Below are 22,541 nucleotides of genomic sequence, written 5' to 3'. Positions count from 1 at the left end.
TATGAAGCGGCACTAGCTCAGCTGGTAGAGCGCAACCTTGCCAAGGTTGAGGTCACGAGTTCGAACCTCGTGTGCCGCTCCAATTTTCCCCATTAAATAAAAATCCCTCTTTTTAACAGCAAAAATTTACCAATGCCTTGTCGTGCGTGGTATTTATAACTTCGAATCCTTAATTGCTCGTCCTAGCTAGAGGTCCCGAACTACGCGTCTCGAACTAAGCCTTTTTCAACGGCGCGAACAAGTCGCTGAGTTTTCTTTTGTGTGCTAATTACCTTGACCTCTATGGCTTGTGCTTTTCGTTGTTGCTGCGCTAATGCCCATTGAATATGCTCGCCGACCAAATCATCGACTTCATCTAGCTGCTCCTCAAGGGCTTGCACTATGGCTTGATCATAAGGGGCGTTACCCAGAGCTACGGCAATATTGCGAAGCCAGCGTTGATGACCGATGCGGCGTATCGGGCTGCCTTCGGTATTCTTTAAAAAGGTCGCTTCGTCCCAAGCAAAGAGGGCAAGCAGACTTTTATCGCGTAATTGCGCTCGGGCATGAAAGTCTTGCTCGGCGGTGATTTGGCCATAGCGATTCCAAGGGCAGATCAGCTGGCAATCATCACAGCCATAAATACGGTTGCCCATGGCCTGACGGTACTGCTCGGGGATAGCGCCTTTAAGCTCTATGGTCAGGTAGGAAATACATTTGCGGGCATCGACCACAAAGGGTTCTACTATGGCGCCGGTAGGGCACATGGTCATGCAGGCCACGCAGTTGCCACAGTCCCCTTGGCTGGCTGAGCGCTCGGTGGGGTCATCCACGGGCAGGGGAATATCGACAAACAATTCACCCAAGAAGAACCAGGAGCCGGCCTGCTTATCGATAATTAAGCTGTGTTTGCCGGTAAAACCAAGCCCGGCCTTGGCGGCCAGCTGGCGCTCTAATACAGGAGCCGAGTCGACAAAGGGGCGAAAGCCAAGACTTTCTACCTGCTCGCTGATGCGCTCTCCTAGTTTCTTAATGCGGTTGCGCATAAGCTTATGGTAATCGCGTCCCAGGGCGTAGCGACTAATATAAGCCAGATTTGGGTCCTTTAAGGTTTTGGCAAAGCCTGCATCGGGGGGCAGATAGTGCATTTTTAGGGAGATCACCCGCTGCGTGCCCGGCACCAGTTCGTCCGGGCGAGAACGTTTGGTGCCATGCTCGGCCATAAAGTTCATTTCGCCGTGATACCCTAAATCGAGCCAGCGTTGCAGCTGAGCTTCATGCTGGCGCAAATCGATATCGCAGATCGCCGCGTCGGCAAAACCCAGTTCGCTTGCCCATTGCTTAATTTGCTGGGCTAGTTCAGGATAATTGATAGTGTCTTGAGGCAAAAGTAAACAACCATGTATCTTAACTACAGTACTAATTTACCACAGCAGGCTTATAGCCCCCAACAGTTAAGAGAAAACGAGGCGCATGCGGCCAAGCACTGCGGCATTAGCATGACAGAGCTGATGGCAACCGCTGGTGGCGCTGTAGCGGCCTGGGTGCAGGCCCATTATGCCAATAACCAGCGAGTGCTGGTGCTGGTGGGCAGCGGCAATAATGGCGGCGATGGTTTCGTTGTTGCCGAGCAACTAAGACGTGCCGGTTACTCTGTGCAGGTGTGGCCCCTGTTATCCTTAGCTCACTTGGGAAGCGACGCCAAAGAAATGATGCAGCGCTATAAAAATGGCGGTGGTGAGTGCGTGGCCAAGCCCAATTTGCACCAGTTTGAGTTGATCATAGACGGTGTCTTTGGCATTGGTCTGGATCGCCCTCTGAGCCCGGAGCTGCAAGACACCTTTACACATCTTAATGAATTGCGTGCGGTGCGTATTGCCATCGATGTTCCCAGTGGCGTAAATGCCACAAGCGGTGAGGTTTACCCCGGCGCTTTTGCCGCGCACCATACCCTGACCTTTATCGGCTTAAAACAGGGGATGCTCACCGGACGAGCCAAGGCGCAATGTGGCTTACTCTGGTTTGCGCCTTTGGGCGTGGATCAGGCCTTTGCTCATATCTGTATGCCGAAGGCGCGTCGCCTAATTCATGATGAGATGATGAGAAAACGCCCGCAGCGCCAGCCCTGTGCCCATAAAAATAATGCCGGTCATGTGCTGGTGATAGGTGGTGGCCCAGGCATGGCCGGAGCGGCGCGTTTGGCCAGTGAGGCAGCGCTGCGTTGCGGTGCCGGCCTGGTCAGTGTGGCGACCCACCCGGAAAATGTCATGGCGGTTTTGCAGGGGCGTTTTGAGTTGATGGTGCATGGGGTTGAGACGCAGGAGCAATTGATGCCACTGATCGACAAGGCTTCGGTGCTGGTGGTAGGGCCCGGACTGGGGCAGCGCCAATGGGCTCAAACCTTACTGCAGCAGGTGCTAAAGCAGGGCAAGGATAAAGTAAAGGTGCTTGATGCCGATGCCCTTAACCTGCTGGCGCAAAACCCTCAGGAACTAGAAAAAGCCGTTTTGACGCCGCACCCAAAAGAGGCGGCCAGGCTGTTGAATACCTCGGTGGCTGAAGTTGAAGCTAACCGCTTTGCGGCGCTAACCGAGCTGGTAAAGCATTATCGGGCAACCGCGTTGTTAAAAGGGCCGGGTACCTTGATTGCTTGTGAGCAAAGGCTGTGGATCAACAGCAGTGGCAGCGAGGTACTAGCGAGTGCTGGGATGGGTGATGTATTATCTGGTATTATAGCTGCTTTATTAGCCCAGGGCCTGAGTGCTCAGGATGCGACATGCCTTGGTGCCTACTTGCATGGGTTTGCTGCCGAGCAGGCGGCGGCACAAGGCGGCAAGGGGCTATTAGCCAGCGATTTATTCCCAGTTTTAAGAGCATTAGTAGGATAAGCAATAGATGAGTCATGAATTTCACCAGTATTTAGCCGATGAAGCGGCCACCGTGGCTTTTGGCAACACTCTCGCCAAGTTTGTGGCGGGCGGTGTGGTGATTTATCTTTATGGCGATCTGGGGGCGGGTAAAACCACCTTGAGTCGCGGTTTAGTGCAAGGGCTGGGCCATAAAGGCAAGGTTAAGAGTCCCACCTATACCTTGGTGGAACCTTACGAACTGCCCGAGGTCAATATATATCATTTTGATTTATATCGATTAGCTGATCCCGAAGAACTGGAGTTTATGGGGATCCGGGATTATTTTGATAATAGTGCCGTATGTATTCTAGAGTGGCCAAGTAAGGGTGCCGGGATGATCCCTCGCGCCGATTTAAAAATCACCTTAGAGTATAACGGCGAAGCGCGTGAGATCAGCATTCTTGCCGACACCGAGCGAGGCGCTGACATAGTAACGAAGTTAAAAGGCAATGCTTAAAACAATTATAACCGCGAGCAAGATTACCTTAAGTTGCATACTAGTGCTGTGGGCTGCGGCCGCATCGGCACAGAATAAAATTGAAGGGGTGCGGGTTTGGCCGTCGCCGGATAGTACCCGCATCGTATTCGATATGGCCGAAAAGCCGGATTACAGCTTTTTTATGCTCAGTAATCCGCGGCGCCTGGTGGTGGATATTAATAACACCGCCCGACACAGCGACTTTCCGAACATAGAAAAAAAGCATCAACTCGTTGATGTGATCCGCGCCAGCAAGCCAAAAAAAGCCGGCTCTACCCGAGTGGTGTTTGAATTACTTAAACCGACAAAGCCCGTGCTCTTTGCTCTGGCACCAACTGGTCCCTATAAAGACCGCTTGGTGATCGACCTGTACGATAAAAGCGACAACCAAAGCGCCGAGAAAACACCTAAGAATCGCCTGCTTGAAACCAATCGTGACATAGTGATTGCCATAGATGCCGGTCATGGCGGTGAAGATCCCGGTTCTGTCGGCCCCAGCGGCACCTTTGAAAAAGACATCACCTTGAAAATCGCCAAGCGCCTGGAGCGTTTGATTAATGCCGAGCGTGGCATGAAGGCGCATTTGGTGCGCAGTGGCGATTACTTTATCAAGGTCAACTCACGTAGCGCCAAGGCCCGTGAAAGCAAGGCTGACTTCCTGGTTTCCATTCACGCGGATGCTTTCACCAGTCCGCAGCCAAGAGGGGCTTCGGTGTGGGTGTTGTCGCTGCGTCGGGCTAACTCGGAAATCGGTAAATGGCTGGAAGACAGGGAAAAGCATTCCGAACTTCTTGGTGTGCTGCGGATGTGATTCGCGATACCGCCAGTGAAAAATACCTGGCGCAGACGCTGCTCGATATGTCCATGGATCATTCCATGAAAACCGGATTTAAGATTGCCGAGGCAGCGGTTAAAGAGTTGAGCAAGGTCGCGAAAATGCATAAGCGCCAGCCTCAAGCGGCGAGTTTTGGGGTATTGAAATCACCGGATATTCCGTCGATCTTGGTTGAAACCGGCTTTATTTCCAACCCACAGGAAGAGCGTTTATTGCTTTCGGCGGGGCATCAGGAAAAGCTGGCACAGGCTGTGTTTAAATCGATCCGCGGCTATTATCAGCAAAATCCGCCGGATGATTCCCTGTTCGCCACCATTAAGGCGCAGAATCCAACTCGCCACAAGATCTCCCGTGGTGAGTCGTTAAGCGTGGTTGCCAGCCGTTATGGTGTATCGGTGAGCGACCTGAAGCGGGCTAACAAACTCAAATCAGATCGGGTCTATATCGGCCAGGTACTGACCATTCCCAGCACCTAAGTGAGCTTATGAGTATAGAGATATTACCGGCGCGTTTGGCTAACCAAATCGCCGCCGGTGAGGTTGTTGAGCGCCCTGCGTCCGTGGTTAAAGAGCTGGTTGAAAACAGCCTGGATGCTGGTGCTACCCGCATTCGCGTCGACATTGAGCGCGGCGGCCATAAGCTTATTCGTATTAGTGATAATGGCAGCGGTATTGCCAAAGACGAGCTCACCCTGGCGCTATCGCGTCATGCCACCAGTAAGCTGAAAAGTCTCGATGATCTGGAAAATATTTGCTCTTTGGGCTTTCGTGGTGAAGCCCTGGCGTCGATCAGCTCGGTCTCTCGACTGACGCTTAAATCCAAGCCCGCAGCGCAAGCAGAAGCCTGGCAGGCCTTTGCCGAGGGGCGGGATATGGCGGTGCAGGTACAGCCGACGGCGCATCCGGACGGCACCAGTATCGAAGTAAAAGATCTGTTTTTTAATACCCCGGCGCGGCGCAAATTTTTACGTACCGAAAAGACCGAGTTTAGCCATATCGATGAACTGCTTAAGCGTATAGCCCTCAGCCGCCTCGATATCGCTCTGACCTTAACGCACAACGGCAAGGTGGTACGTCAGTATCGCCCTGTGTCCGAAGAGCAGGCGGTGAAGCGTATTGCACAGGTCGCCGGCAAGGGCTTTGCCGAGCAGGGCATGCACCTGCAAAGTGGCGAACAGGGCCTGTATTTGCACGGCTGGATCATGCCTCAGGAAACTCAAACCGAGCCGCAATACACCTATGTAAATGGCCGCATGATGCGCGATAAGCTGATCTTGCATGCAATTCGCCAGGCCTTTGAAGAGCATGTGGGCGCCACCCATGTGCCGGCCTTTGTACTGTATTTGGAAATCGACCCGCGCCAGGTGGATGTGAATGTGCATCCGGCTAAACACGAGGTGCGTTTCCATCAGGCGCGCCTGGTGCATGACTTTATTTTGCAGGCGGTGCAGCAGTTAATCACCACAGAGCAAAGCCTGTTTGGCCACCAGGAAGCGCAGCTGCCAACACAAGCCGCGACGCCGATTGAGTATGGTGATTATCCGAAATCCCATTTACAGCCCCAGCTTATGCAGCCGCAGAATGAATCTCAAACTTGGGCAAGCGCTTCATCAGCTTCACCTAGGGCGTCATCGGGTGGCGGCAATGCGAGTGCGGGCTATGGTGCTAAAGCCCCTGGCTCAGCGCCCAAAGCGGCACAAATTGAACAGGCTAATCGCTATTATCAGGGCATTAGCGAGGTGCAGGCACATAGCTTTACTCAGGCCGCGCAGCAGGTCGCACCAGTAGCAGGAGCGACAGCTCTAGGGCAAAACGTCGACATTCTCCCTTTAAATCAGGGGCGCTGCGCCCTAAGCCAGGAAGGGGAGCTTTACCTGGGCCATTGGCGCAGTGTGTTATTACCAGCTTGGCAGCAAGGGCTCGAAGAAGATGCGCAGTTGCCTGGAAGGGCACTGTTACTGCCGGTGCGGGTGGCTATCAATAGCGAAGAGTTTACCCGGCTGAAGGCAAGTCAGTCCTGGCTGGCGGTGCTGGGCTTTGATCTGGAGCTGGTAAAACAGCATGTGATGGTCAAGCGTTTACCCAGCTGTTTGTACAGTGTGGACGCCAAACAGGTGATCGAGTGTGTATTGGCGGCGCCGCTCAGTGAAAAAGATGGCGAACAGCCCTGGCTGCAATGGCTGGCAAGTCAGGTGCCGGAGACTTACTTTGACGGTCAGGACTTTCTTAACTGGCGCTTGCAGCTGCAAAAATGCCCCGAGATTATGCAGCACTTACAGCAAAAAGCCGTTAAAATAGACGTATCCCAGTACCTCAACCAAATAAGCGTCTAAGTTCCGTGAGTACACTGCCAGTTATATTTTTAATGGGGCCAACGGCCTCGGGTAAAACCGATCTAGCCATTGAGCTCTGCAAGCACTTCGATACCGAAGTGATCAGTGTCGACTCGGCCCTGGTATATAAGGGCATGGACATAGGTACGGCCAAACCTAATGCCGAAGAGCTGGCAAAAGCGCCGCATCGATTAATCGATATTATCGACCCGGCCGAAAGTTACTCCATGGCGGATTTTCGCAGCGATGCTCTGGCGCATATCAAGGAGCTGCACGCTCAGGGCAAGGTGCCCTTGTTGGTGGGTGGTACCATGATGTATTTCAAAGGCTTGCTTGAGGGCTTGTCGCCTTTGCCCGAGGCGGATGAAGCGGTGCGGGCCGAGTTGGAAAAAGAAGCCAAGGAGCAAGGCTGGCCAGCCTTGCATCAGAAGCTGCAGCAGATAGACCCGCAGGCCGCGGCGAAAATCAATGCCAATGATTCGCAGCGTATTAACCGTGCCCTAGAGGTGTATCGCATTAGCGGCAAGACCATGACGGAGTTACAGCAAAACAAGGCACAAGCTCTTGATTTTCCTGTTTATCAGTTTGCCATTGCGCCAAGCGATCGCAAGGTGCTACACCAGCGTATTGAGAAAAGATTCAAAATAATGCTGGAGCAGGGGTTTGAAAATGAAGTTTTGTCCTTATATAACAGGGATGATTTGCATCCAGATTTGCCATCGATACGTTGTGTCGGCTATAGACAAATGTGGGATTACATCGCCGGTGAAATTGACTATGATGAGATGGTTTTTCGCGGCATTGCGGCAACCCGTCAGTTAGCAAAACGCCAGCTGACCTGGTTACGCGGTTGGTCGGACCTCACCTGGCTTGAAAGTGGGGATAGTGAAAACTTGCAACGTATAGTAAGTTCGCTAAGCTAGTATTATTGGAACGATTTTTGTTTTAAGTATGTTCCAGATATAGTTACATAATAACATCTATAAACTAAGGAAAATAACAATGGCAAAAGGCCAATCGTTACAAGACCCATTTTTGAATGCGTTACGTCGTGAACGTGTTCCTGTTTCTATCTTTTTAGTTAACGGCATTAAACTGCAAGGTAAAATTCAGTCATTTGACCAATTTGTGATCTTGCTTGAAAACACAGTAAACCAAATGGTGTATAAGCACGCGATTTCGACCGTAGTGCCGGCCCGTTCAGTTAATTTCCACGGTGCGCAAGGAACAGACGCGCCAGAGTCAGAAGAAGGGAATTTTAATCAGTAGGAGCAGTGTGCTTGTTTGACCGTTATGAAGCCGGCGAACAGGCAGTCTTAGTACACATAGAGTTTCCCCATGAAGGTGATAGAGAAGACCTTCAAGAGTTGGAAATGCTGGTGTCTTCTGCAGGTGTTAGTAGTCTGATGGTTGTGCAAGGCAGCCGTCAGGCACCACATCCCAAGCTATTCGTCGGCACGGGTAAAGCAGAAGAAATCGCTGAGATTGTCCAATCCCACAACGCAGATGTCATTATATTCAATCACGAATTAAGCCCATCACAAGAGCGCAACCTAGAGCGAGTGTGCAAATGCCGCGTGCTCGATAGAACCGCGTTGATTTTAGATATTTTCGCCCAAAGGGCGCGTACCCATGAAGGTAAACTCCAGGTTGAACTGGCGCAGCTACGCCATATTTCCACCCGTTTGATCCGCGGTTGGACACACTTGGAGCGACAAAAAGGTGGTATAGGTTTACGGGGTCCTGGTGAGACCCAGCTTGAGACCGACCGCCGTTTATTACGTGCACGTATTAAAAACATCCTTAAACGTCTTGATAAAGTAGCGAAACAACGTGAACAAGGGCGTCGTGCGCGAAATCGAAATGAAATTCCCGGTGTTTCTCTGGTGGGTTATACCAACGCCGGTAAGTCGACCCTGTTTAATCGCCTGACCGAGTCGGATGTGTATGCAGCGGATCAGCTGTTTGCAACCCTAGACCCCACTTTGCGTAAGCTTGAAGTGCCGGATATTGGCAGTGTGATCCTCGCCGATACCGTGGGCTTTATTCGCCATTTGCCCCATGACCTGGTGGCGGCCTTTAAAGCCACACTGACCGAGACCCGTGAAGCGGACCTTCAGTTACATGTGATCGATGCGGCAGATCCTCGCCGTAAAGAAAACATCGAGCAGGTACAGGAAGTGCTGGAGGAGATTGAGGCCAACGAGATCCCGCAATTGCTGGTGTACAACAAAATTGACCAACTCGAAGATGTTGAGCCGCGTATTGACAGAGACGACGAAGGCAAGCCACGTCGAGTGTGGTTGTCGGCGCAGCAGGGTCAAGGGGTTGAACTGCTAAAGCAGGCGATCAGCGAATTGCTGGCTAAGCAAATGCTCAACACCTTGTTGTGTGTGCCGCCGAGCCAGGGGCGTTTACGTGGTGCCTTGTACAACCTCAACAGCATCAACAAGGAAGACCATGACGAAGATGGCAACTGGTTGCTGCAGGTGAATGTACCCATGAGCGAGTGGAATAAGTTGAAAAAGGAAATCGGTGAACAAATCGATAGCTACCTTACTTAGCATGGGAAAATACGCTAAAGTAGCACCATTAAAGATTTTCTTTGTTTACAGCTGGGCGTTTAACGCCTCGTTGTGACAACGCAGGTAATGCTAAGCTAGCATTACCCCGAATAACGAATATTGATAACTATGGAGTAGAGCTATGGCCTGGAACGAGCCGGGTAACAATGGCAACGGCAAAGACCCTTGGGACAATAAAGGCGGTCGCGACCAAGGCCCACCTGATTTAGACGAGGTACTGAAAAAGTATTCCGATAAATTTGGCGGTCTGTTTGGCGGCAACAAGGGCGGAAATAAAGGCGGTGGTGTCGGTGGCGCCGGCATCTTTATCGTGGTGATCATCGCGCTGATCATTTGGGCCTTGAGCGGTTTTTACACCGTAAAAGAAGCGGAACGTGGTGTGGTCTTACAGTTTGGTAAGTTTGCCCGTATCGCCGAGCCAGGTCTGCGTTGGAAAGCCACCTTTATCGAAAACGTTATTCCCGTGGATATCGAAGCGGTACGTTCACTGTCGGCGTCTGGCTTTATGCTGACCGAAGACGAGAACGTGGTTAGCGTTGAGTTTGAAGTTCAGTATCGTGTGCTTGACCCTTATCTTTACAAGTACAGTGTTACCGATGCGGATCACAGTCTTCAGCAAGCCCTGGATAGCGCCCTGCGTTATGTGGTTGGTCATGCGAAGATGGATCAGGTACTGACCACTGGCCGTGAGGTGGTACGTCAGCAGACTTGGGAAGAGTTGAACGGTATTATCGAGCCTTATAAATTGGGTCTGGTTGTTACCGACGTGAACTTTAAAGACTCTCGCCCGCCGTCGGAAGTAAAAGACGCCTTCGATGACGCCATTGCCGCGCAAGAAGATGAAGAGCGCTTTATTCGTGAAGCGGAAGCCTATGCCCGTGAAATCGAGCCTCGTGCCCGTGGTCGGGTTACGCGTATGACCCAGGAAGCGGAAGCCTACCGTGAGCGTGTAACTTTGGAAGCTCAGGGTGAGGTGGCGCGTTTTGAAAAGCTGCTACCTGAGTATCAAAGTGCTAAGCAGGTAACACGCCAGCGTTTGTATATTGATGCCATGGAGCAGGTGCTTGGCAGCAGCTCTAAAGTCTTGGTTGACGTGAAAGGCGGCAACAACATGATGTATCTGCCTTTGGATAAAATCATGGAGCAGCATTCGTCAGGTAAAAAAGTAACTTTACCAAATGCCAATACCATCCAGGATTTACGTAACAAGCTAGGCACCAATTCATCGCAAAACAGCCAGGTGAATTCAGGTAATGACCGTTTCGCTAAAGACCGCTTTAATGGAGGACGATAAAAGTGAGAAATTTTAGTTTAATCCTCATTATTGCTGCTGTGGTATTTTCTTTTTCTTCGGTATTTGTGGTGCCGGAAGGACAAAGAGCCATTGTTTTGCTATTCAGCAAGGTGCAAAAAGACGACAGCGATAACGCCGTGGTGTATGAGCCGGGTCTGCACTTTAAGGTGCCCTTTGTGGCTCAGGTGCGCAAACTGGATGCCCGTATTCAAACCTTGGATGGTGCACCGGATCGCTTTGTAACCAGCGAGAAAAAAGATTTGATCGTTGATTCTTACGTGAAGTGGCGCGTTCAAGACTTTAGTGATTATTACCTGCGTACTCGCGGTGATAAGAACTATGCGGAAACCCTGCTTAAGCAAAAGGTAAACAATGGCCTGCGTACCAACTTTGGTGCTCGTACTATTCGTGAAATCGTTTCTGGTGAGCGTAGCGAGCTGATGGCGGATGCCTTAATTCAGGCCTCGGAAAGTGCCCGCGAGTTGGGTATTGAAGTGCTGGACGTGCGCGTGAAGCAAATCAACCTGCCAGACGAAGTGAGCAGCTCAATCTACCAGCGTATGCGCGCCGAGCGTACCGCGGTAGCGAAAGAACACCGCTCACAGGGTCAGGAAAAAGCCGAAGAGCTGCGCGCCGAAGTGGATCGTCGCGTGACGGTTATGCTGGCGGATGCCGAGCGTAATGCCCGCTCTGTGCGCGGTGAAGGTGATGCCCAGGCGGCAAAAATTTATGCCGATGCCTACAACAAGGATCCTGAATTCTTCGGTTTCCTGCGTAGTCTTGATGCGTATAAAAACACCTTTAAGAATAAACAAGATGTGATGGTGATAGAGCCCAACAGCGAATTCTTCAAATACATGAAGAACGCCTCGGCGCAGTAATCACTCCATTTTTAAAAGCCCTGAGATTTAGTCTCGGGGCTTTTTTTTGCCATTATTTTAATTGGTGGAGGCTAAATGAGCTGGCAATTATTTTTAAGTGCCGTAGCATTAATGCTGATATTTGAAGGCCTGGGGCCGGCGCTATTTCCAAAACAGTGGCGCGCTTATTTACTGCAGATAGTGCAGACCGATGAGCGGACTCTGAAGGTGGTCGGCATAATTTTAATACTCATTGGCGCGGTGTTATTTCACTTTGTGCAACCAGGTTAATCCCTTGCTAGCCCTATGAGTAAAAAGTAAAAAAACTATTAGCGGAAAAAATAGCCAAAACGGGGTGATCTCTGGCCCTCTTTTCTGGTAAAATCTGCGCCTAATTTTTTCTAAGTGAATTTGCAATGGGTAAAAACGTCGTTGTATTAGGCACCCAGTGGGGTGACGAAGGGAAAGGGAAGGTTGTTGACCTTCTTACAGATAAAGCATCTTTAGTAGTACGCTACCAAGGTGGTCACAATGCTGGTCACACGCTAGTGATCAATGGTGAGAAAACCGTACTGCACTTGATCCCATCGGGTGTACTGCGTGACAACGTTAAATGTATCATTGGTAACGGTGTTGTACTTGCTCCAGACGCATTAATGAGAGAAATCGGCATGCTTGAAGAGCGTGGCGTACCTGTGCGTGAGCGTCTTCTAATTTCTGAAGCTTGTCCGCTGATCTTGCCTTATCACGTAGCACTTGATGTTGCGCGTGAAAAAGCACGTGGCGATAAAGCCATTGGTACTACTGGTCGTGGTATCGGTCCTGCCTACGAGGACAAGGTAGCACGTCGTGGTCTGCGTGTTGGTGATTTGTTCAACCCAGAGCAATTCGCGAACAAACTACGCGAGATCCTTGAGTACCACAACTTCACTTTAGAAAATTACTACAAGGTTGAGCCGGTCGACTTCCAGAAGACATTCGATGACGCTATGGCTGTGGCTGAGATCCTTAAAGCTATGGTTGTTGACGTTACCGAGCTGCTTGACCAAGCGCGCGCAAACGGTGAAAACATCCTGTTTGAAGGTGCTCAAGGTACACTTCTTGACATCGACCACGGTACATATCCGTATGTAACTTCTTCAAACACCACTGCTGGTGGTGTGGCGACAGGTGCTGGTTTTGGTCCATTAAACCTGGACTACGTACTAGGTATCGTAAAAGCCTACACTACTCGTGTTGGTTCAGGCCCATTCCCTACAGAGCTTTACGACGGCCTTGATAAGCAAGACCCAGTTGGTAAGCACCTAGGTGAGAAGGGTCACGAGTTCGGCGCGACCACAGGTCGTCTGCGTCGTACTGGTTGGTTTGATGCCGTGGCTATGCGTCGTGCAGTGCAGATAAACAGCATCTCAGGCTTCTGTATGACCAAGCTTGACGTACTTGACGGTATCGAAACCATCAAGATCTGTACTGGCTACCAGCTTGAAGATGGCACAGTTACCAACGTAACTCCGCTTGCCGCTGAAGGCTACGAGAAGGTAACGCCTGTATACGAAGAAATGCCGGGCTGGAGCGAAAACACTTTCGGTGTGACTCGTGTTGAAGACCTGCCTAAAGCAGCAATCGACTACATCAAGCGTATCGAAGAAATCACAGGCGTACCTGTTGATATCATCTCTACCGGTCCAGACCGTGTTGAGACCATGATAGTACGCAACCCATTCGGTGAGTAATTACCAAATGCGTTAGAAAAAAGCTGCTTCGGCAGCTTTTTTTGTGCCCAAATTTTGAAATTTTGTTACTGCTTTTGCCTTTAAGTGGCGCCAAGCGAAAAATGTCACAGCAGCGTTGGCGTTTTTACGTACCGCTTGTTGTTTTCTTAGCTCTAACCTGGGCAAGGCTTCACCTTGCACACGGCATTCTTGTTGCGGGAAAGAGCCTCAATTTGATTTAAAAGCCCAATCGACCCAAAACTTTAACAGTAATTCCCTGTTGCCTTTTTCTTATATGGGTTAAAATAACAGCATAAATCATAGTATAAGTTAATGAATGACCAAGCAGGATCCATACCTCGATAGAGAACAGCAAAAATACGACAATCCCGTCCCCAGCCGAGAGTTTATTCTCGACCACATAAAGAAACGCTCTAAACCTGCCACCTTTAGCCAACTTTGCGGCGAACTCGAAGTTTATGAAAGTGATCGTCAAATCGCTTTTAAGCGTCGTTTGCGTGCCATGGAGCGTGAAGGTCAGGTGCATTTTAATAAGCACAAATGTTACGTCATCCCCGAGGATAGCGCCCTGTTGAAAGGCAAGGTTATCGGCCACCGTGACGGCTTTGGCTTCTTGCAGGTTGAGGGTGAACCCAAAGACTGGTTTATTCCCCGTCATCAGATGAATCTGGTGCTCCATGGTGATGTGGTGCTGGCCAAGGCTGGCTCACGAGGCCAGGGTGGTAAGGTGGAAGCGCGTATTGTTCGGGTGCTGGAAAACGAGCGTGCGCCTATTATTGGTCGTTATTTTGTTGAGCACGGTATGGCCGTGGTGGTGCCGGAAGATCCGCGCCTGACGCAAGACATTATAGTTCTGCCCGGTGCAGAAAAGGGTGCGCGTCATAATCAAATGGTGCAAATCGAGATCACCCAAAACCCGACCCGCCATATGAATGCGGTAGGCAAGGTGACCGAAGTGCTGGGCGATCACCTGGCGCCGGGCATGGAAATCGAAGTGGCACTGCGCAACTACGAAATTCCCCATCAATGGCCGGAGGCCGTTGAACAGCAGGTTGCGCCTCTGGGCGAGTTTGTTGAAGAAAAAGATAAGCAAGGGCGAGTAGATTTACGTCATCTGCCGCTGGTGACCATAGACGGTGAAGACGCCCGAGATTTCGATGACGCCGTGTATTGTGAGCGCAATAAATCCGGTGGCTGGCGCCTGTGGGTGGCCATCGCCGATGTTTCTCACTATGTGAAAAAGGGCTCACCGCTGGATATGGAAGCCATCAACCGTGGTAACTCAGTGTACTTCCCCGAGCAGGTGATCCCCATGCTGCCGAAAGTGCTTTCCAATGGCCTGTGTTCCTTGAACCCTAAGGTGGACCGCCTTTGTATGGTGGCGGAAATGACTGTTTCCGATGCAGGTAAGTTGTCGGGTTATCGTTTCTACGAAGCGGTGATGAACTCCCATGCCCGTCTAACCTACACCAAGGTGCATGGTATTTTAGAAGGCGACGAGCGCCTGTGCGAAGAGTACGAGCCGTTAGTGGGTTATCTAAAAGACCTGCAGCAAATGTATATGGCATTAAAGGCGGCGCGTCAGCAGCGCGGTGCCATTGAGTTTGATACTCTGGAAACCCGCTTTGTCTTTAATGCTCATCGCAAAATAGACTCGATTGTGCCCGTGGTGCGTAACGATGCTCATATGCTGATCGAAGAGTGCATGATCATGGCCAACGTCGCCGCCGCGCGCTTGTTGGAAAAACACGAAGCCAGCGCCCTGTATCGGGTGCATGATGAGCCGGACAGCGAAAAGCTGGGACATTTCCGTGAGTTCTTAGGTGAGCTGGGTGTGGAGCATCCCTTTGGTGATGCCCCCGAGCCCGGTGAGATCACCGCCGCCATCAATAAGCTGGCGGAGCGTCCAGAAATTGAGCTGATCCAAACCATGTTGCTGCGCGCCATGAAGCAAGCCGTGTATCAGGCCGACAACATTGGCCACTTTGGTTTGGCTCTGCCGGCATATGCGCATTTTACCTCGCCCATACGTCGTTACCCGGATTTGGTGGTGCACCGCGCCATTAAGGCCATTTTAAAATCTCAGGGTCAGCAAACCAGCGGCGAGCATGCATACAGCGCCGATGAAGCGGATCAACTGGGCGAGCAATGTTCCATGACCGAACGCCGCGCCGATGATGCCACCCGTGAAGTGGCGGATTGGCTAAAATGTGAATATATGCAAGACCATGTGGGCATGCAGTTTGGCGGGGTGATCTCCTCGGTGACCAACTTCGGCATTTTTGTACGCCTGGATGACCTGCAGATTGACGGCCTGGTGCATATTGCCAGTTTAGGTGATGAATACTTCCATTATGATGGTGCCAAGCACTGTTTAGTGGGCGAGCACACCAACAAGGTGTATCGCATGGGTGATAAGGTGCGCGTGCAGGTGGCCTCGGTGTCCCTTGAAGAGCGCCGCATTAACCTGGTGCTGGCCAGCGATGCTGAAGACAGATATAGTCGCCGCCGCGCTAAACCTTCGGTGCGCGAGCAGCTAAAATCAGGGGAGATCCCTGATAAAGGTAGAAAGCCTAGATCTGGCGCCAAGTCCGGAGCTAAGTCAGGTTCCAAATCTGGCTCAAGGTCGGGCGCTAAACCCGCAGGCAAGGACAAGCCTAAAAAGGCTGGTGAAAAAGACAGAACGGGGGCCGTGGCGAAAAAAGCCAAGGCCAAGAAGGCAAAGAAAAAGCAGCGTGCAGGTAAAAATGCCCGCACCAGAGCAAAATAGTAGAGAGTGTTTGTGAGCAACGAACTAATTTTTGGCTTTCACAGCGTTGAAGCCATCTTAAGCAAAGAGCCTGAGCGCTTTTTAGAGATTTACGCACTCAAGGGCCGCGAAGACAAGCGTCTTAATGACGTTATTAATCAGGCTCGCAAGTTTGGTATTTCAATCCAGTTTATGCAGCGCAAGGCCCTGGACGATAAGGCCAAGGGCGAACAGCACCAGGGCATTATCGCCAATGTGCGCGCCGGTAAGCAGTACAGCGAAAAAGACTTGGACGATATTATCAAGCGCGAGCAAACCCCCTTCTTGTTGGTGCTTGATGGCATTACCGATCCGCATAATCTCGGTGCCTGTTTACGTAGCGCCGATGCCGCCGGTGTCCATGCCGTTGTGGTGCCTAAGGATAAGTCGGCCAGGTTAAATGCCACGGCCCGTAAGGTGGCCTGTGGTGCAGCGGAAACCGTGCCCTTAGTGCAGGTGACCAACCTGGCGCGTACCCTGCGTGAAATCAAGGACGCGGGCGTGTGGGTAGTGGGCACTGCCGGTGAAACCGACACCACCTTGTTCGAAGCCAATCTGACCGGTCCGATCGCCATAGTGATGGGCGCCGAGGGCGATGGCATGCGCCGTTTGACCCGCGAGCACTGCGATGTGTTGGTGAAAATCCCCATGGTGGGCACTGTATCCAGCCTCAATGTATCCGTGGCTACGGGCATCAGTTTATTCGAAGTGCTAAGACAGCGCGCTTAACTTATCGAAATAGCGTGAAGCCCGCATTATCGCGGGCTTTTTTATTGCTTAAGGCGGATAAATTAAGTTGCTTAATTTGCCAGCAATGCGTAGAATACGCGCTCATTTCGACCTTTTAACTTTAATTCCTTGCCTTAAACCGAGTGGTCGAAACGGTGGAAGGCTATATTAACCGTAAGGAATACCCATGCGTCATTACGAAATCGTATTCATGGTTCATCCAGATCAAAGTGAACAAGTAGCTGGTATGATCGAGCGTTATACTGGTTCTATCACTGAAGCTGGCGGTAAAATTCACCGTCTAGAAGACTGGGGTCGTCGTCAACTGGCTTACCCAATCGAAAAGCTTCACAAAGCACACTATGTTCTAATGAACGTTGAAGCACCAACTGAAGTAATCAACGAGCTTGAAACTTCTTTCCGCTACAACGATGCAGTGCTTCGTAACCTAGTTATGCGCACTAAAGATGCAGTAACTGAAGCTTCTCCTCTTGCTAAAGAAGAGAAAAAAGAAGCTGCTGCTGAAGCTTAATCGTTCTGCGTGGTTGTAATGGCTGAACTGTCTAGCGAGCAAGCGCTCAACCTAGTCGAACTTGGTGGCGTTATTTGTAAGGCCCCAAAATTCAGTCAAAGCCCGGCCGGTGTGCCACACTGTATTTTCGTGCTTGAGCATCGTTCAATACAGGTTGAAGCGCAACTTAACCGACAAAGTTATGTTCGCATTCAAGTGGTCGCAAGTGGCAATGAGCATCAACCAGCAACACAGTATTTGCAAGTTGAGCAACAGGTACGAGTTAGGGGATTTTTAAATCGCCATCAGGGCCGAAACGGCCTCAGTCAACTGGTACTACACGCTCAGCAAATTGAAAGAATTAATTGAGGAAAATACTCATGGCACGTTACTTCAGACGTCGTAAGTTCTGCCGCTTCAAAGCGGAAGGCGTACAACAAATCGATTATAAAGATCTAGCTACTCTTAAAAACTACGTTACAGAAAGTGGCAAAATCGTACCTAGCCGTATCACAGGTACTAGCGCTAAGTATCAGCGTCAGCTAGCAACCGCTATCAAGCGTGCTCGCTACCTAGCCCTTCTTCCATACACTGACTTACACAAGTAAGCAGCGGATTAACTGTTTTTAAAAGGTGTAGAGACATGCAAGTTATTCTACTAGACAAGATCGCAAACCTAGGTAGCCTAGGTGACCAGGTTTCAGTTAAATCTGGTTTCGCACGTAACTTCCTTTTCCCTAAAGGTAAGGCAGTTCCTGCAACTAAAGTTAACATCGAAACTTTCGAAGCACGTCGCGCTGAGCTTGAAGCGAAAATCGCTGAAGAGCTAGCTGCTTCACAAGCACGCGCTGAGAAGCTTGAAGCACTTGCAGAAGTGACTCTTGTTTCTAAAGCAGGTGACGAAGGTAAACTATTTGGTTCAATCGGTACTCGTGACATCGCTGACGCGATCTCTGCAACTGGTATCGCTGTAGCTAAATCAGAAGTTCGCCTACCTACCGGTACTATCCGTGAAACAGGTGAGTTCGACGTAGCAATCCAGGTTCACTCAGAAGTTACTGCAACTATCAAAGTGATCGTTATTGCTGAAGCTTAATCGTCGATTAGCTTTATGTGAAAAACCGCGCCAAGGCGCGGTTTTTTTATGCCAGTTGTAGGTCGGTGCTTTGCGCCGACAAAGGTGCCTTTGGCTAGGTTTTGTCGGGCTGCCGACAATGCGGCTGTAGTTCGGTGCTATGCGCAGACAAAGGTGCCTTTGGGTCGATCTTGTCGCGTTGGGTGAGCGCGTTAAGAAAATAGTCCGGTGGACTATTTTTAGCAAGCGAACGCCTTGAGCCAGAGAGAGGCCAGGGACGGCACCTAAAGAGGGACGAATTAGCTTGGGTGCTAATAATTCATCCCTGAAGCCGTGATCCTGTCGGCATCCATGCCTCCACCTCCGTGAGCTGCGAAGCAAGGCTTCGGTCACCCGTCGCCCTCGCTCTCAATGACACACTCCACAACAAAACCTGATTTCTACAGCGCGAATTCAAACGGGAGATCGATACCTGTTAGTTTTGAGATTTCCTATAGGCCTCTAAGTGCCAAACTCGGAAGTAGAGCAATCATCAACTCCGCCCAATTGAGCAGAGTGTTCCTGAGCGATCAATCCCGCTATGCAGACTCGCGAAGCCATACAAGGGCATTATTTAGATTGATTGTTTCGCTCAGATTAGAACCTGAACAGTACACCGGCAGAAAACAGATCAACGTCTTCGTCAATATCATACCACTCCCACTCAGCGACAATACTGAATTGGTCATTGAACATGTATTCAGCGCCGAGGCCATACAAAAGATCGCTGCCATCGTCATCAATTCCGGAAGCAGCTCCGCCTCCTTCGAGATCCCAAGTGATCATGCCAAACTTGCCGAACAGGCCAAAATGCTCATTGAGTGGTAGCTTGCCCTTCGCAGCGAGTGACCACCCGTCTACTGCGGCGCTGACTTTCGAACCGTCTATGGAACCATCGATCTCACCAAAATCCACCCAAGCGGCCTCAAACGCGAGGTTCGAATAGAACTCCCAACCACCGAAGATCTTCCTGCCGGTGTCCTCATCGTCGCAACTGGTGATACCGCTGCACGCATCGATGGTAGCTTGCCCGATGCTCGCCCCCGCGTAGAAGTTATTCTGTGCGACGGCATTACCCGTTATGCCCAACATCAACAAAATTGCGCCATTAAGTTTCGATTTTTTCATTACTTTCTCCGAGTCGAGTATAGATAGCGTAAATGTTACTCCAAAGTATATTTGTACTTACTAGGACAGTTATAACACGCCCATTCCTTTGTAAAATTGGTTTCCTGTATATGTGTGTCTCACTGATGTTTCCATACTTTTGTGATTAATTTCATGTGGGTAGTGTTAATAATGTAGTCGAAGCGTCACGATCTGGAAAGTTTTGGAGCGAGCAGGCAAGGTTGCTCTCTTAAGAATTTGCATCAAGAGCGACCATCCTAGCCACAAAGGTAATGTATTAAAAGACAATGGGAAAAAGTGATGGGGCCAGAGTTATTGATGTTGGAAAGCCGTTATGGACGGTAATTACCGTTTAAATAGATAATATGAGATGCTTCGAGCGTCTTCTCCTCGCTCAGTGCAGACACTAAGCTGATGTGAAGACTAGTCTATTCAAACTAACACTCTATCTCCATGGCTTGGGGGTGTTGAGGTGACGATGAAACAGAGGTGTTCTTCGTGTTTATTTTTGAGTTGGTGCGGTGTTTGGGAGGGGATGTGGATGCCTTGTTGAGGGTGTAATTCATACTCTTTACCGTCTACTTCGATGGTGGCGATGCCGCTGAGGATAAAGAAGAACTGCTCGGCGTGCTCGTGATAATGACGGACTTCTTTACAACCTGGTGGCACGCATTCTTGAATAACACTGAGGTTGGCAGATTTCACTAAATGCCAACCATCGCAGTTATCGCCCCAGGTGTAGTGCTCTGTATTTTCGGTATTAACGGGTTTCATGCTATTCCTGAGTTAAGTGTTTATGGCCAGCAGTCGCAAGGGAGGTCGGGTAGGTCGCAATTTTTTCCTCTTCCCGCGCAGCTGGCGACATCGCAGGCCGCGGATGGGTCGCAGCAGTCATAGTCATTGTCTTTCTTTTTGCGTTTGTTTTTATCTTTTTGGGTGTTTAGTTGCAGCGTGGCATAGGCACTTTTACAGGCATACATGCGTGCTCTGATTTTTTGGTATCCGTGCCAGACTCCATCTTTTTGGACGATGTCTAATACTGCGGCAGAACAGGACGCTCCTTTGTGCAGGCAGGCATGCGCACAGTGAAACCCTTTGTAGGGAGAAATAAAGCGCTGATAGAAGCGTATAAAAATTACCGCGAGGAAGTTCATCATTTTTTCCTAATACTTGACTCGCTACCACGGGTAAAGTTCGTGAAGCAGGATATACCCGGGGTAGCTAAGAAATCCCCAAACGATGGCAAACAAAACTTCGCACCGTATCTTAATATTTGCATCCAACTTGATATGCCGAAATTGGCGGGTGCCGATATAGCCATATAGAAATGATGCGTTGGTGATGTTGCTCATCAAGCCAGATGGAGAGTCCCAATACTTTACTTCGTTTGGGTATTTGCATTTAAGTTTGCTGATAACCACAAGATTAACCAACAACATCAAAAATAGTAGCGAAAAGAAAATTTCCAAATGCTCAATCCTTGCTTAAAGCCGTTCGTGATTATGACTTTTAGACCACATCCCATGTTGGCTAGATTAACTTGTTAGCACAGAAAGTCCAATTTATGTACTTCCTCATAGTGAGATCTTTATCAACATAAACAACGCGATAATTGAACTCGGTGTATCAGCTAAATCCCCTTACATTGCATCCGAAACGCGATACGAGAAGAGTAATCGCCCTTTGGACTAAGGGCGAAAACATGCCCAGGAAATGGCTGAAAGCGGAAACAAGGGAGTGAATAATTTCACTCCCGCCGCTTGAAGGCGACGAGTTCTACGAGGAGGGGGACTGTCCTATGCATGTTGGTTACGTTCACTTCTCGTAGCGCGTTGAGGAGATAATGCAATGTCGGGGCGCCTCTGGGTTCTTAGGGGCGACGAATGACCGACGATTGATAATCGTCGCAGCATGAGGAGGTGGAGGTAGGGATGCCGGCAGGAACCCAGCTTCAGGGACGAATTATTAGCATCGCACTGAACCAAGCATTTCCTCTAAGTCGAGGTCGGCGACCCTACAAGAACTCAATTCAAAGTACCATCGTCACTACGATCACCCAACTTTTCAGCCCCACGCCAAAGGCACCTTTGTGACCCTTTGAAAAATAAATTAAAAAATTTTTTAAAACCATTTAAACCCTTTGTACTTTTGGGTGCGTCTAATAGAGTAACAAAGCAAATAAACAACAACAGGATGACGCGGATGTTGGTTAATGCCGAACAGGCATTCTCACAAACACAAACGGCGCAACAGGAACTACAAAGCATAGAGAAAGCCCAGCAGGGTGACCAAGATGCCTTTTATATCCTGTACCAAACGCATGTAAAACGTGTGTATGCGCTCTGTCTGCGCTTGGTGGCCGACCCGGCGCAGGCGGAAGATGTGACTCAGGAAGTGTTTGTGCAATTGTGGCAAAAAATACATAGCTTCGATGGTCAGTCGCAATTCAGCACCTGGTTGCATCGCGTGGCCAGCAATATCGCTATCAGTTATCTGCGCAAGCAAAAGAACTGGATTCAGCGGGTGGTGAGCAGTGAAGATGCCGGCATGGAGTACGAGCAAGCCGCGCAATGTCAGGAGCTTAATGGTCTCGACAAACTAATAGTGCGTTTGCCCGAGCGCGCCCGGCAGGTATTTGTCCTGCACGCGGTGGAAGGCTATCGCCACGAAGAAATAGCACAGATGATGAATATGGCGGTGGGATCGTCAAAATCCCAGTATCACCGCGCCAGAGGGTTGTTAAAGGAGTGGTATGAAAATGAGTAAACCAGACTTCGACCAGTTTTTAGATGAGCAACTGCAATCGCAGCAAAAAGAAGTGAGCCCAAGCCGCGACCTTTGGCCAGGTATTGAGCATGCGATTAACTTGCAGCAAAGCGCTAACCAAAACAAGGCAAAGCGCAATTGGCTGATGCCGGCATTCGGCAGTGCCGCCGCAGCGATTCTGGTGGCCGTGGTGGGCTTGAACATGCCAATGCAGCAAGACGCTCAACAACCCCAGTTTGCGCTTATAAGCGATGTATTTGAGCAACAAAAGCAGAGCCTGCTGGTGCAGTATCAGTCGCAACCGGCGTTAACCGATAACTGGCAACAGCAACTCGAAGAGTTGGAGCAGGCGGAAAAGGCAATCAAAACCGCGCTGGAAGACGACCCAAATAATCGCGCCCTACTTGGCATGTTAGCGCAAGTATACCAACAACAACTTGATTTAATTAATAAAGTGCACCAGCCCAAGCAGGGCACTGTATTACAGCATATTTAGGAGA

The 22,541-nt window shown here is 50.1% G+C and carries 23 protein-coding genes, 1 tRNA gene and 1 pseudogene; 20 read left to right on the top strand and 5 right to left on the bottom strand.

Translation table 11 applies throughout. The features are described 5' to 3' along the window. Positions 1 to 6: 6 nt before the first annotated feature. Positions 7 to 82, top strand: a tRNA-Gly gene (locus C2M35_RS06285). Between the two features lie 118 nt (positions 83 to 200). Here C2M35_RS06285 and queG read toward each other — a convergent pair. Further along, entirely contained in the window at positions 201 to 1,367 is a 1,167-nt protein-coding gene (queG, locus tag C2M35_RS06280) for a tRNA epoxyqueuosine(34) reductase QueG (RefSeq protein WP_105264861.1), read from the bottom strand. Positions 1,368 to 1,379: 12 nt separating this feature from the next. Between queG and C2M35_RS06275 the strand changes: the two genes are divergently transcribed. The 11 genes and pseudogenes from C2M35_RS06275 (at position 1,380) to C2M35_RS06225 (ending at position 13,005) form a co-directional block, all read left to right on the top strand. Next, complete coding sequence (locus C2M35_RS06275) at positions 1,380 to 2,867, top strand: NAD(P)H-hydrate dehydratase (RefSeq protein ID WP_105264860.1); 1,488 nt, start codon at positions 1,380 to 1,382, stop codon at positions 2,865 to 2,867. 7 nt (positions 2,868 to 2,874) lie between these two features. Then, on the top strand, positions 2,875 to 3,345 hold the full coding sequence (gene tsaE / locus C2M35_RS06270) for a tRNA (adenosine(37)-N6)-threonylcarbamoyltransferase complex ATPase subunit type 1 TsaE (RefSeq protein ID WP_105200095.1): 471 nt from the start codon (positions 2,875 to 2,877) through the stop codon (positions 3,343 to 3,345). Continuing rightward, positions 3,338 to 4,677, top strand: a pseudogene (locus C2M35_RS06265) (N-acetylmuramoyl-L-alanine amidase). The gene tsaE and the pseudogene C2M35_RS06265 overlap by 8 nt, the downstream one beginning before the upstream one ends. A gap of 8 nt (positions 4,678 to 4,685) precedes the next feature. Continuing rightward, complete coding sequence (gene mutL / locus C2M35_RS06260) at positions 4,686 to 6,533, top strand: DNA mismatch repair endonuclease MutL (RefSeq protein ID WP_105264859.1); 1,848 nt, start codon at positions 4,686 to 4,688, stop codon at positions 6,531 to 6,533. Between the two features lie 5 nt (positions 6,534 to 6,538). Further along, positions 6,539 to 7,456 (top strand): tRNA (adenosine(37)-N6)-dimethylallyltransferase MiaA, encoded by a 918-nt coding sequence (miaA, locus tag C2M35_RS06255; RefSeq protein ID WP_105258149.1) that lies wholly within the window; start codon positions 6,539 to 6,541, stop codon positions 7,454 to 7,456. 79 nt (positions 7,457 to 7,535) lie between these two features. Continuing rightward, positions 7,536 to 7,802, top strand: a complete 267-nt coding sequence (gene hfq, locus C2M35_RS06250) for an RNA chaperone Hfq (protein WP_105187956.1) — start codon at positions 7,536 to 7,538, stop codon at positions 7,800 to 7,802. A gap of 11 nt (positions 7,803 to 7,813) precedes the next feature. Further along, complete coding sequence (gene hflX / locus C2M35_RS06245) at positions 7,814 to 9,097, top strand: ribosome rescue GTPase HflX (protein WP_105200098.1); 1,284 nt, start codon at positions 7,814 to 7,816, stop codon at positions 9,095 to 9,097. Between the two features lie 142 nt (positions 9,098 to 9,239). After that, positions 9,240 to 10,412, top strand: coding sequence for an FtsH protease activity modulator HflK (gene hflK / locus C2M35_RS06240; protein WP_105200099.1), 1,173 nt, complete (start codon positions 9,240 to 9,242; stop codon positions 10,410 to 10,412). A gap of 2 nt (positions 10,413 to 10,414) precedes the next feature. Next, entirely contained in the window at positions 10,415 to 11,293 is an 879-nt protein-coding gene (hflC, locus tag C2M35_RS06235) for a protease modulator HflC (protein WP_105264858.1), read from the top strand. Between the two features lie 75 nt (positions 11,294 to 11,368). After that, complete coding sequence (locus C2M35_RS06230) at positions 11,369 to 11,563, top strand: DUF2065 domain-containing protein (protein WP_105200101.1); 195 nt, start codon at positions 11,369 to 11,371, stop codon at positions 11,561 to 11,563. 125 nt (positions 11,564 to 11,688) lie between these two features. Continuing rightward, positions 11,689 to 13,005 carry an adenylosuccinate synthase gene (locus C2M35_RS06225; protein ID WP_105200102.1) on the top strand — a complete coding sequence of 439 codons (1,317 nt, stop codon included), beginning with the start codon at positions 11,689 to 11,691 and terminating at the stop codon, positions 13,003 to 13,005. Between the two features lie 12 nt (positions 13,006 to 13,017). On the opposite strand, the gene C2M35_RS15655 is transcribed toward C2M35_RS06225, so the two are convergent. After that, entirely contained in the window at positions 13,018 to 13,185 is a 168-nt protein-coding gene (locus C2M35_RS15655) for a hypothetical protein (protein ID WP_158677925.1), read from the bottom strand. A gap of 136 nt (positions 13,186 to 13,321) precedes the next feature. Here C2M35_RS15655 and rnr point away from each other — a divergent pair, with 136 nt between their 5' ends. The 6 genes from rnr (at position 13,322) to rplI (ending at position 18,129) form a co-directional block, all read left to right on the top strand. After that, positions 13,322 to 15,775: a ribonuclease R gene (gene rnr, locus C2M35_RS06220; protein ID WP_105264857.1), complete on the top strand. Its 2,454-nt coding sequence runs from the start codon at positions 13,322 to 13,324 to the stop codon at positions 15,773 to 15,775. A 12-nt stretch (positions 15,776 to 15,787) separates the two neighbouring features. Next, on the top strand, positions 15,788 to 16,522 hold the full coding sequence (gene rlmB, locus C2M35_RS06215) for a 23S rRNA (guanosine(2251)-2'-O)-methyltransferase RlmB (RefSeq protein WP_105200296.1): 735 nt from the start codon (positions 15,788 to 15,790) through the stop codon (positions 16,520 to 16,522). A 187-nt stretch (positions 16,523 to 16,709) separates the two neighbouring features. Further along, positions 16,710 to 17,054 (top strand): 30S ribosomal protein S6, encoded by a 345-nt coding sequence (rpsF, locus tag C2M35_RS06210; RefSeq protein WP_105200104.1) that lies wholly within the window; start codon positions 16,710 to 16,712, stop codon positions 17,052 to 17,054. Positions 17,055 to 17,072: 18 nt separating this feature from the next. Beyond that, positions 17,073 to 17,402 (top strand): primosomal replication protein N, encoded by a 330-nt coding sequence (gene priB, locus C2M35_RS06205; protein ID WP_105200105.1) that lies wholly within the window; start codon positions 17,073 to 17,075, stop codon positions 17,400 to 17,402. A gap of 11 nt (positions 17,403 to 17,413) precedes the next feature. Beyond that, positions 17,414 to 17,641, top strand: a complete 228-nt coding sequence (gene rpsR / locus C2M35_RS06200; RefSeq protein ID WP_010386263.1) for a 30S ribosomal protein S18 — start codon at positions 17,414 to 17,416, stop codon at positions 17,639 to 17,641. Between the two features lie 35 nt (positions 17,642 to 17,676). Continuing rightward, on the top strand, positions 17,677 to 18,129 hold the full coding sequence (rplI, locus tag C2M35_RS06195) for a 50S ribosomal protein L9 (RefSeq protein ID WP_105200106.1): 453 nt from the start codon (positions 17,677 to 17,679) through the stop codon (positions 18,127 to 18,129). Between the two features lie 615 nt (positions 18,130 to 18,744). Here rplI and C2M35_RS06190 read toward each other — a convergent pair. From C2M35_RS06190 to yidD, 3 genes are all read right to left on the bottom strand, one after another. Further along, positions 18,745 to 19,275 carry an outer membrane beta-barrel protein gene (locus C2M35_RS06190; RefSeq protein WP_105200107.1) on the bottom strand — a complete coding sequence of 177 codons (531 nt, stop codon included), beginning with the start codon at positions 19,273 to 19,275 and terminating at the stop codon, positions 18,745 to 18,747. A gap of 432 nt (positions 19,276 to 19,707) precedes the next feature. After that, entirely contained in the window at positions 19,708 to 20,049 is a 342-nt protein-coding gene (locus C2M35_RS06185; protein WP_105264856.1) for a cupin domain-containing protein, read from the bottom strand. 20 nt (positions 20,050 to 20,069) lie between these two features. Then, the gene (gene yidD / locus C2M35_RS06180; RefSeq protein ID WP_199774397.1) at positions 20,070 to 20,432 is read right to left on the bottom strand and encodes a membrane protein insertion efficiency factor YidD; all 363 of its coding nucleotides are present in this window, start codon (positions 20,430 to 20,432) and stop codon (positions 20,070 to 20,072) included. A gap of 1,045 nt (positions 20,433 to 21,477) precedes the next feature. Between yidD and C2M35_RS06170 the strand changes: the two genes are divergently transcribed. Both C2M35_RS06170 and C2M35_RS06165 read left to right on the top strand, forming a co-directional pair. After that, on the top strand, positions 21,478 to 22,041 hold the full coding sequence (locus C2M35_RS06170) for an RNA polymerase sigma factor (protein WP_105214838.1): 564 nt from the start codon (positions 21,478 to 21,480) through the stop codon (positions 22,039 to 22,041). Further along, the gene (locus C2M35_RS06165) at positions 22,028 to 22,537 is read left to right on the top strand and encodes a hypothetical protein (protein WP_199774396.1); all 510 of its coding nucleotides are present in this window, start codon (positions 22,028 to 22,030) and stop codon (positions 22,535 to 22,537) included. Before C2M35_RS06170 ends, C2M35_RS06165 begins: the two co-directional genes overlap by 14 nt. The last annotated feature ends 4 nt before the right edge of the window (positions 22,538 to 22,541 follow it).

This window comes from Pseudoalteromonas sp. T1lg76 (genome assembly GCF_002964725.1).
GTDB lineage: Bacteria > Pseudomonadota > Gammaproteobacteria > Enterobacterales > Alteromonadaceae > Pseudoalteromonas.
Note: the sequence above shows the minus strand (reverse complement) of the source record. Positions and strands in the feature narration are given on the sequence as shown.

Excerpts from the sequence above, each read along its gene's own strand:
- hfq (WP_105187956.1), top strand. The coding sequence starts at position 7,536 with ATGGCAAAAGGCCAATCGTTACAAGACCCATTTTTGAATGCGTTACGT.
- C2M35_RS06185 (WP_105264856.1), bottom strand. The coding sequence starts at position 20,049 with ATGAAACCCGTTAATACCGAAAATACAGAGCACTACACCTGGGGCGAT.
- C2M35_RS06190 (WP_105200107.1), bottom strand. The coding sequence starts at position 19,275 with ATGAAAAAATCGAAACTTAATGGCGCAATTTTGTTGATGTTGGGCATA.
- hflK (WP_105200099.1), top strand. The coding sequence starts at position 9,240 with ATGGCCTGGAACGAGCCGGGTAACAATGGCAACGGCAAAGACCCTTGG.
- priB (WP_105200105.1), top strand. The coding sequence starts at position 17,073 with ATGGCTGAACTGTCTAGCGAGCAAGCGCTCAACCTAGTCGAACTTGGT.
- C2M35_RS06170 (WP_105214838.1), top strand. The coding sequence starts at position 21,478 with ATGTTGGTTAATGCCGAACAGGCATTCTCACAAACACAAACGGCGCAA.
- C2M35_RS06225 (WP_105200102.1), top strand. The coding sequence starts at position 11,689 with ATGGGTAAAAACGTCGTTGTATTAGGCACCCAGTGGGGTGACGAAGGG.
- rnr (WP_105264857.1), top strand. The coding sequence starts at position 13,322 with ATGACCAAGCAGGATCCATACCTCGATAGAGAACAGCAAAAATACGAC.
- C2M35_RS06165 (WP_199774396.1), top strand. The coding sequence starts at position 22,028 with ATGAAAATGAGTAAACCAGACTTCGACCAGTTTTTAGATGAGCAACTG.
- C2M35_RS06230 (WP_105200101.1), top strand. The coding sequence starts at position 11,369 with ATGAGCTGGCAATTATTTTTAAGTGCCGTAGCATTAATGCTGATATTT.
- mutL (WP_105264859.1), top strand. The coding sequence starts at position 4,686 with ATGAGTATAGAGATATTACCGGCGCGTTTGGCTAACCAAATCGCCGCC.
- yidD (WP_199774397.1), bottom strand. The coding sequence starts at position 20,432 with ATGATGAACTTCCTCGCGGTAATTTTTATACGCTTCTATCAGCGCTTT.
- tsaE (WP_105200095.1), top strand. The coding sequence starts at position 2,875 with ATGAGTCATGAATTTCACCAGTATTTAGCCGATGAAGCGGCCACCGTG.
- C2M35_RS06275 (WP_105264860.1), top strand. The coding sequence starts at position 1,380 with ATGTATCTTAACTACAGTACTAATTTACCACAGCAGGCTTATAGCCCC.
- rpsR (WP_010386263.1), top strand. The coding sequence starts at position 17,414 with ATGGCACGTTACTTCAGACGTCGTAAGTTCTGCCGCTTCAAAGCGGAA.
- rplI (WP_105200106.1), top strand. The coding sequence starts at position 17,677 with ATGCAAGTTATTCTACTAGACAAGATCGCAAACCTAGGTAGCCTAGGT.
- rpsF (WP_105200104.1), top strand. The coding sequence starts at position 16,710 with ATGCGTCATTACGAAATCGTATTCATGGTTCATCCAGATCAAAGTGAA.